At 66.9% G+C, this 8,645-nt stretch carries 7 protein-coding genes; 2 read left to right on the top strand and 5 right to left on the bottom strand.

Annotation, left to right across the window (positions count from 1 at the left end; all coding sequences use genetic code 11):
- Both ON33_RS03500 and phoU read left to right on the top strand, forming a co-directional pair.
- A partial coding sequence (locus tag ON33_RS03500) for an LCP family protein (RefSeq protein WP_051151594.1) occupies window positions 1-1,788 on the top strand: 1,788 nt, incomplete at its 5' end.
- Window positions 1,789-1,898: 110 nt separating this feature from the next.
- Complete coding sequence (gene phoU / locus ON33_RS03495) at window positions 1,899-2,570, top strand: phosphate signaling complex protein PhoU (protein WP_040854895.1); 672 nt, start codon at window positions 1,899-1,901, stop codon at window positions 2,568-2,570.
- A gap of 56 nt (window positions 2,571-2,626) precedes the next feature.
- Here phoU and ON33_RS03490 read toward each other — a convergent pair whose 3' ends face one another.
- The 5 genes from ON33_RS03490 to pstS all read right to left on the bottom strand — a co-directional run bounded on the left by ON33_RS03490 (window position 2,627) and on the right by pstS (window position 8,461).
- Window positions 2,627-4,243, bottom strand: a complete 1,617-nt coding sequence (locus ON33_RS03490) for an MFS transporter (protein WP_040854893.1) — start codon at window positions 4,241-4,243, stop codon at window positions 2,627-2,629.
- Window positions 4,244-4,570: 327 nt separating this feature from the next.
- Window positions 4,571-5,347, bottom strand: coding sequence for a phosphate ABC transporter ATP-binding protein PstB (pstB, locus tag ON33_RS03485; RefSeq protein ID WP_040854892.1), 777 nt, complete (start codon window positions 5,345-5,347; stop codon window positions 4,571-4,573).
- 13 nt (window positions 5,348-5,360) lie between these two features.
- A complete protein-coding gene (gene pstA / locus ON33_RS03480) occupies window positions 5,361-6,260 on the bottom strand; it encodes a phosphate ABC transporter permease PstA (RefSeq protein ID WP_040854891.1) in 900 nt (299 codons plus the stop codon).
- The gene (gene pstC / locus ON33_RS03475; RefSeq protein ID WP_040854963.1) at window positions 6,257-7,228 is read right to left on the bottom strand and encodes a phosphate ABC transporter permease subunit PstC; all 972 of its coding nucleotides are present in this window, start codon (window positions 7,226-7,228) and stop codon (window positions 6,257-6,259) included. The genes pstA and pstC overlap by 4 nt, the downstream gene beginning before the upstream one ends.
- Window positions 7,229-7,342: 114 nt before the next feature.
- Entirely contained in the window at window positions 7,343-8,461 is a 1,119-nt protein-coding gene (gene pstS / locus ON33_RS03470; RefSeq protein ID WP_040854890.1) for a phosphate ABC transporter substrate-binding protein PstS, read from the bottom strand.
- Window positions 8,462-8,645 lie beyond the last annotated feature (184 nt).

Here is an 8,645-nt window from a genome sequence, read left to right as displayed (position 1 = left end):
GCGGCGAACACCGGCGCCCAGCGGGCCGTACGTGATACCAGCCACCTGCGCCGGGTCGTGAACGCGCCCGGCACCGCTCGCGCCGCGCGCCCGGTCGACCCGACCGCGGATCCCGTCACCGAGGAACTACCCCCGGTCACCGCCGCCACCCCACCCCCGGCGACCGCGGCCGCCCGCACCCGGGCATTGCTCGCGCGGAAGGTCAAGTCGCCCGCCGACTATCCGACCACCGCGCTTCCGGCGGCCGTGGGACCCGCACCGGCCAAATGGATTTCGAGCACGCGCCGCCGCCGCAACCGGCGACTGCACCTGGCCGGGCGCGTCACGCTCGCCATGGTCGCCGTCATCGCGCTCATCGTGACCGGCACCGGCTGGAGCTATCTGCGGGCCAAGGACAACAACTTCCAGCAGGTGTCCGCCCTCGACGACAACTCCCCCGACGTCGTCGACGCCGACGGGCAGACCGGTGACGAGAACTTCCTCATCGTCGGCACCGACACCCGCGCGGGTGCCAACGCCAGCCTCGGCGCGGGCAGCGTGAACGATGCCGAGGGCGCGCGCTCCGACACCGTCATGCTGGTCAACATCCCCGCCAACCGGGCCCGCGTGGTCGCCGTGTCCTTCCCCCGCGACCTCGACGTCTCCCGCCCGATCTGCGAGGGCTGGGACAACGACAAGGCCGTCTACACCGGCGACAAGTTCCCCGCCGCCGACGGCGACAAGCTCAACGCCACCTACGCGCTCGGCGGGCCCAAGTGCCTGACCAAGGTGATCACCAAGCTCTCCGGCCTGAAGATCAACCACTTCGTCGGTATCGACTTCTCCGGCTTCGAGTCCATGGTCGACGTGGTCGGCGGCGTCGAGGTGTGCACCACCAAGCCGCTGGTCGACGAGGTCCTCGGCACCGTGCTCACCACACCCGGCAAGCAGGTCGTGAACGGTTCCACCGCACTGGACTACGTGCGCGCCCGGCACGTCTACGGCGAGGAGCGCAGCGACTACGACCGCATCAACCGGCAGCAGCGGTTCCTGTCCTCGCTGCTGCGCAGCGCGTTGTCGAGCAAGGTGCTCTTCGATCCGGGCAAGCTCAACGGTTTCATCGACGCCTTCGCCAAGCACTCCTTCATGGACAATGTCACCACCAAAGACCTGCTGACACTGGGCCGTTCGATGCAGAAGATGCAGGCCGGGGCCATCACCTTCCTGACCGTCCCGACCGCGGGCACCACCTCCTACGGCAACGAGATCCCGCGCGAATCCGACATCAAGGCCATCTTCCGCGCCGTCATCGACGACCAGCCGCTGCCCGGCGAGAAGAAGACCGACCCCGCGCCCAGCAGCAGCGCCGCGCCCGTCGCCAAACCCAAGTTGATGGCGGTCGATCCGAGCACCGTCTCGGTGCAGGTGTCCAACGGCTCGCTCACGTCGGGCCTCGCGAGCACCACGGCGACCAAGCTGGCCGCGCAGGGCTTCCAGATCTACAGCACCGGCAATTACGCCGACGGCACCTCCCCCAAGACCATGGTGCGCTATTCGAACGGCCACGAGGCCGAGGCCGGAACGGTTGCCAGCGCCATCCCGGGCGCCATCCTGGAGCCCGCGAGCGGGCTGGGCAGCATTGTCGAAGTGGTTGCCGGTTCCGATTTCACCGGCACTGTGAAGGCGCCCACCGCCTTCGGCCAGGTCCTGCCCGACACGCCCAGCGACTCGGGCGGACCCAGTGCGGCTCCGGTCGCACTCCCCTCCGATCTCGAGCATGTGAACGCCGCGGACGACCTGTGTAAGTGACCGCGCGTCCCGCCGGCCGGAACTGCGGCGTCGGCGCTGGAACCGACCGGCACCGACGGTTAACCCGCAGTTGGTGACTTGGTCAGCGGTGCGCACTAATGTCTTGACTCATGCGTGTCATCTACAACGAACAAATGGCCGAGCTCGCCGATCTGCTCGGCGGCATGGCCGGGCTCGCCGGATCGGCGATGGAGCGGGCCACCCAGTCCCTGCTCAATGCCGATCTCGAGCTCGCGGAGCAGGTGATCACCGAGTACGACCGCATCGCCGAGATGATCCAGCTGGCCGAGGAGAAGGCGTTCGCGCTGCTGGCCCTGCAGGCCCCCGTCGCCGGTGATCTGCGGCAGGTGGTCAGCGCCATCCAGATCGTCTCCGACGTGAACCGGATGGGCGTGCTGTCCCTGCATGTGGCCAAGATGACCCGCCGCCGTTTCCCGGCGCACGCCGTGCCGGAGGCCGTCAACAGCTACTTCGCCGAAATGGGCCGGGTCGCGGTCAAGATGGGCGCCACCGCCAAGGAGGTGCTGGAGTCCCGGGATCCCGAGCGGGCCGCCAAGCTCACCGACGACGACGAGGCGATGGACGACCTGCACAAGCACCTGTTCACGCTGATCATGGACCGCGACTGGCAGTTCGGCGTGGCCGCGGCCGTGGACGTGGCGCTGCTGGGCCGCTACTACGAGCGCTTCGCCGACCACGCCGTCGAGATCGGGCGTCGCGTCGTCTTCCTGGTCACCGGCGTGCTGCCGCCCGACCCGGACTCCGAGAAGGAAAGCATCTAGGACACGACCGAGGGCGTTCCGGGACCTGTCCCGGAACGCCCTCGATTCGGTGCGGATCAGTCCTCGTCCGACTCGCGCCAGCCCATCAGGATCGACCGGCCCCGTTCGGGGCGCCACGGAAGCGTCGCGGCCACGATGACCGCGCATACCACCAGGGTGCCGACCGCGACATAGGACGCGGCCTCGGCGCCCTGCAGGGCCGCGACCTTCATGGCGTGGATCAGATCCGCTTTCGCCTGCGCCAGTAGTGGATTCACCGGCGCCTTCACGATGCCGATGATGCTGATGGGCGTATTGCCCGCCAGCTCCTTCTGCTGTGCGTTCATGATCTGCGCGGGAATCGCGTCGATGCGGCCGCCGATCTTCCCGGCGTAGACCGAGGTCATGATCGAGCCCAGCAGGGCCACGCCGAGCGCACCGCCAACCTCACGCGTGGTGTCGTTGACCGCCGAGCCCGCGCCCGCTTCTTCCAGCGGCACCGCGCCCATGATGGATTCGGTCGCCGGCCCCTGTACCACCGCGAAGCCCAGGCCCATCAGGATCATGGACACCACCACCGGTCCCAGATAAGGGGTGTCGACGGTGGTCCGGCCCGCCATGTACATGGCCAGCGCGAGGATCAGCAGCCCGGACACCAGCATCGCCGTGGTGCCGACCCGCTGCGCCAGCATGGTCGCGATCGGCGCGCCGAAGCCCACCGCCACCGCGAAAGGCAGTGAGTGGATGCCGAATTCGAGCGGCGAGAGCTCCTTCACGCCCTGGAAGTACTGGGTGATCAGGAACAGGAAGCCGAACGCCGAGAAGTAGGACACCGTGATGGCCAGCGACGGCAGCGCGAAGCGGCGATCGCGGAACAGCCGCATGTTCAGCACCGGCGCCGGCACGCGCAGCTCCCACGCCACGAACGCGGACAGCAGGGCGATCGAAACCAGGTAGCCCGCAAGGCTTTCGGTGACGAACCAGCCGTGCTTGGGGGCCTCGATGATGGACCACACCAGGGCGGTGATACCGGCCAGGGACAGCAGGATTCCGATCCGGTCGAGCCGATCCACGTGGTCGGCACGGGATTCCGGCACGGTGGCCAGGACCGCCGCGATGCCGACCAGCGCTACGGGGACATTGATCCAGAACACCGAGTGCCAGGAGAAGTACTCGAGCAGCCAGCCGCCCACGGTCGGCCCGATGGCGACGGCGATGCCGGCCATGGCGGTCCACAGCGCGATGGCCGCGGCCCGTTCGCGGGCCGCGGTGAAGATATTGGTGAGTAGGGCCAGCGTGGCCGGGAAGACCACGGCCGCGAAGACGCCCATGCCGGCGCGGGCCGCGATGACCTGTCCGAGGCCGGAGGAGAGCGCGCCGGCGGCGGACATGACCGCGACGCCGCTGAGTCCGATGATCATGAACAGCCGTCGTCCGTACCGGTCGCCGAGGTGTCCCATGGCGAGCAGCAGGCCGGAGAAGGCCAGGGTGAACGCGTCCACGATCCACTGCAGTCCGCTCATGTCGGCCTGCAGCTGTACGGCCATGGACGGCAGGGCCACATTGACCAGTGTGTTGTCCAGGACCACGAGCAGTTCCGCGAGACAGATGGCGATCAGGGCCGCCACCTTGGCCCGTTGCGGCAGTCCCGCCGCGGTCCGTCCGGATTCCGGGCTCGCCGTTGAGACGGTCATCCGACACCTCCTTACTAAACCGATCGGTTTACCAACGAGGTGAGATTACCTGTTACCGACAGTTGCACACAATGGCGCATCGGCTGGATATGACCTACGGCATATTCCGGTGGAGTCGGGTCCAACAAAAGAAGCGGCCCAGTCTTTTGGACCGGACCGCTTCCTGACGCCGAATGGATCGTGAGAACTGACTTCGTGCCGGCCGGGGTAACTCCCCGGGTAACCCCGAAATTGGTTCGGCTGCCAACCGGCGACACGCGTGCACGACAGACCACTGCTCTCCGCTGTGCACGGAAGGCTCGGAGAGACAGTGGAGCCTGCGGTTGTTTATCCGAAGCGACCCGAGATGTAGTCCTCGGTCTGCTTCTGCGACGGGTTGGAGAAGATCTTCTCCGTCTCGTCGATCTCGATGAGCTTGCCCGGCTTGCCCTGCGCCTCCAGGTTGAAGAACGCGGTCTGGTCACTCACGCGCGCGGCCTGCTGCATGTTGTGGGTGACGATGACGATGGTGAACTCCTTCTTCAGCTCGGTGATCAGATCCTCGATCGCGAGCGTGGAGATGGGGTCCAGGGCCGAACACGGCTCGTCCATGAGCAGCACGTCCGGCGACACCGCGATGGCGCGGGCGATGCACAGACGCTGCTGCTGACCACCGGACAGGCCGCCGCCCGGCTTGTCCAGCCGGTCCTTGACCTCGTTCCAGAGGTTGGCGCCGCGCAGCGACTGCTCGGCCACCTCGTCCAGCTGGGACTTGTTGCGAATGCCCTGCAGCTTCAGCCCGGCCACCACATTGTCGCGAATCGACATGGTGGGGAACGGGTTCGGCCGCTGGAACACCATGCCGATGGTGCGGCGCACGCCGACCGGGTCGACCTGGGCGCCGTAGATGTCCTCGCCGTCGAGCAGCACCGCGCCCTCGACGCGGGCCTCCGGGGTCACCTCGTGCATGCGGTTGAGCGCGCGCAGCACGGTCGACTTGCCACAGCCGGACGGGCCGATGAACGCGGTCACGCTGCGCGGCAGCACCGTCAGACCGACGTTGGCGACGGCGTGGAACTTGCCGTAGTAGATATTGAGGTCTTTGACGTCAATTCGCTTGGCCATCAGTCTTTTCCTTCTATCGGTTCCGCGTCAGCAGCTTGTTGACCGCAGCGGCGGCGAGGTACAGCAGCGCGATGATCAGGATCAGCGTCAGCGCCGCACCCCAGATGCGCTCGCGGCCGGCGGGCTCCGGGTTCGACAGCTCCTGGTACATCAGCAGCGGAAGCGAGGCCATATTGCCGTTGAAGACATCGAAGTTGATGGCCTTCGAATAACCGACCAGCACCAGCACCGGCGCGGTCTCACCCATGACGCGGGCGACGGCCAGCAGCATGCCGGAGATCATGCCCGGCGCGGCGGTCGGAATCACGATCCGCACAATGGTTTTCCACTTGGGGATACCGAGAGCGTAGGAGGCTTCCCGCAATTCGTCCGGGACCAGCTTGAGCATCTCCTCGGTGCTGCGCACCACCACCGGCAGCATGAGCAGCACCAGGGCCAGCGACACCGCGAACGCGCTCTGCGGGTTGCCGAGGGTCGCGATCCAGAGCGCGAAAATGAACAGCGCGGCCACGATCGAGGGCACACCGGCCAGGATGTCGACCATGAAGGTGGTGGTCTTGGCCAGCCAGCCGCGCCCGTACTCGACCAGGTAGACGGCGGCCATGATGCCGAGCGGCACCGCGATGATCGCGGCGATGCCCGACTGCACGATGGTGCCGTAGATGGCGTGGTAGACACCGCCCGCGTGCTGATCGGGCAGCACGCCGTTCTGCGACTTGGTCCACCAGTCGAGCGAGGCGACGGCCTTCGCGCCCTTCTGGAGCACCACGAAGAGCACCCACAGCAGCGGCACCAGGGCCAGTGCGAAGCACAGCCACACCAGGCCGGTGGCCACATTGTTCTTGAGCCGGCGGGCGACGCTGACGTGCCGGAAGGTCGGGGCCTTGATCGGCTTGTCGAGTGTGGTGGTCATCCGTTGACCTTCCCGCCGGCCGCCAGCCGGGCCAGTGCGTTGACGATGAACGTCAGAGCGAACAACACGAAGCCGGCGGCGATGTAGGCGCCGGTCGGCAGCTTCGAGCTGAATTCCGAAGCCGCCGAGGCGATCTTCGAGGCGAAGGTGTAGCCGCCGTCGAACAGCGACCAGTGTCCGGCCTTGGACGAGGTGCGCAGCACGATCAGGACCGCGATGGTCTCACCGAGCGCGCGGCCCAGGCCGAGCATGGAGCCCGCGATCACGCCCGAGCGGCCGAACGGCAGCACGGTCAGTCGCACGACCTCCCACTTGGTGGCGCCCAGCGCCTGCGCCGCCTCGATCTGCGAGCGCGGGGTCAGGCCGAAGACCTCACGGCTGACCGAGGTGATGATCGGCAGGATCATCACCGCGAGCACCACACCCGCGGTGAAGATGGTGCCGCCACCGGCGATGCTGACATTGCCGTCGGCGAACAGGAACAACCAGTTCAGGTTCTTGTTCAGGAAGTCCTGGAAGGGACTCAGTTTGGGGGCCACGACCAGCAGACCCCACAGACCGAACACGATCGACGGCACCGCCGCGAGCAGGTCCACGATGACCGAGAACGGCCGAGCCAGCGCCTTGGGCGAGTACTGCGTCAGGAACAGCGCGATGCCCACACCGATCGGCACCGCGATAGCGAGCGCGAACACCGAGCTCAGCACCGTGACCATGAACAGGTCCTTGATGCCGAAGTGCAGGTTGTTCTCGTCCTTGACGTTGAACTCGGTGGTGGTGAAGAAGTTCGACTTGTTCGCCATGATCGAAGGCCACGCCCGGATCAGCAGGAACAGTGCGATCAGGGCGATGGCGGCGACGATGATCCCGCCGGCGGCCGTGGCCGCCGAGCGGAAGGCGAGCTCCGCGCCGAACTTCGTGGGTGCGCCGCGCCCCGCGGCCGGTTTGGTGCTGGGTTCCGTCGGCATCAGCGCAGTATCCCCCGGCAGTTGGGCACGGTCTTCCCTCGGGTCGGTCGAAACGGACAGACCCGAGGGGGCAGCTTCGTCGTGCACGGTCATCGTGGTTTTTCGATCAGGCGATCACTGAATAGCGTTGATCGCGGTCGTCAGCTTGGTCTTGAACGCGTCCGGCAGCGGCACGTAGCCGGCGTCGGCGAGACCGGTCTGGCCATTGCCGACCGCCGAGGTCAGGAACGCCTTGACAGCCTTGGAGGTGTCGGCGTCGCTGTACTTCGAGCAGACGATCTCGTAGGTGGCCAGCATGATCGGGTACGCGCCCGCGGCGGTGGGCTTGTAGATCGAGCTGTTGTCCAGCACCAGGTCGTTGCCCTGACCCGCGACCTTGGCGGCGTCGACGGCCTTGCCCGCGGACTCGGCGGTCAGCTCGACCGGCTTCGGGTCGTTGGAGGTGGCGGTGGTCAGCACGCGCACGGTGGACAGCTTCTGCGCCTTGGCGAAGGACCACTCGGTGTAGGTGATGGTGAACTTGGTGTTCGCGACCGCGCCCGAGGTGCCGTCCGAACCCTTGGCGCCCTCACCGACGCCACCGTTGAAGGACTTGCCCGCGCCCTTGGTGTAGCCACCGGCGGCGGTCAGGTACTTCTGGAAGTTGTCGGTGGTGCCCGACTCGTCGGAGCGGAAGATCACGCCGATCTTGTCCGACGGCAGCTTGTCGGCCTTGTTGGTGTTCAGGGCCTTGATCGCCGGGTCGTTCCAGGTGGTGATGTCACCGGAGAAGATCTTGGCGAGGGTCGGCGGGTCCAGGACCAGGTCGTCCATGCCGGGGATGTTGTAGGCCACGGCGATCGGGCCGAACACGGCCGGCAGGTTCCAGGCCGGGCTGCCGCAGCGGGCGGCGGCCTTGTCGGTCTCACCCTTCTCGGCGTTCAGCGGCGAGTCGGAACCGGCGAAATCGGTCTGGTTGCCGATGAATTCGTTCACACCGGCGCCGGAGCCCGAGCCGGTGTAGTCGAGCTTGGCGCCCGAGCAGTTCGCCTGGTAGGCGGCGACGAAGCGGTCCATCGCGTTCTTCTGGGCGGTCGAACCGCTGGACTTCAGCGACGACTTGCCACCACAGGCGACGTCGATCTTGGCGGCGCCGGTGGTGGTGCTGTTGTTGTCACTGCCACATGCGGACAGGGTCAGAGCACCGGCCGCGGCCAACACACCGAGCAGGGCGCTGCTGCGCTTGAGATTCACCTATTCCTCCGGGAATCACGATTGCACGTCCAACCCCTCAACGGTCGGACGGGCGCGATCTGGCGGCTGTTCGCTGCGAACTAGCGCACCGGGCAGCGGTCTGCGGCCCACTTGCAACGTAAGGGCGCGTGGTTGACAGTTGGACCAGGGCAGGTGAACGGGAGATGAACACCCCACCCCGATT

The sequence above is a fragment of the Nocardia niigatensis NBRC 100131 genome, from assembly GCF_000308655.1.
GTDB lineage: Bacteria > Actinomycetota > Actinomycetes > Mycobacteriales > Mycobacteriaceae > Nocardia > Nocardia niigatensis.
The sequence above is the reverse complement of the archived record's forward strand: the minus strand, read 5'-3'. Positions and strand labels throughout refer to the sequence as shown.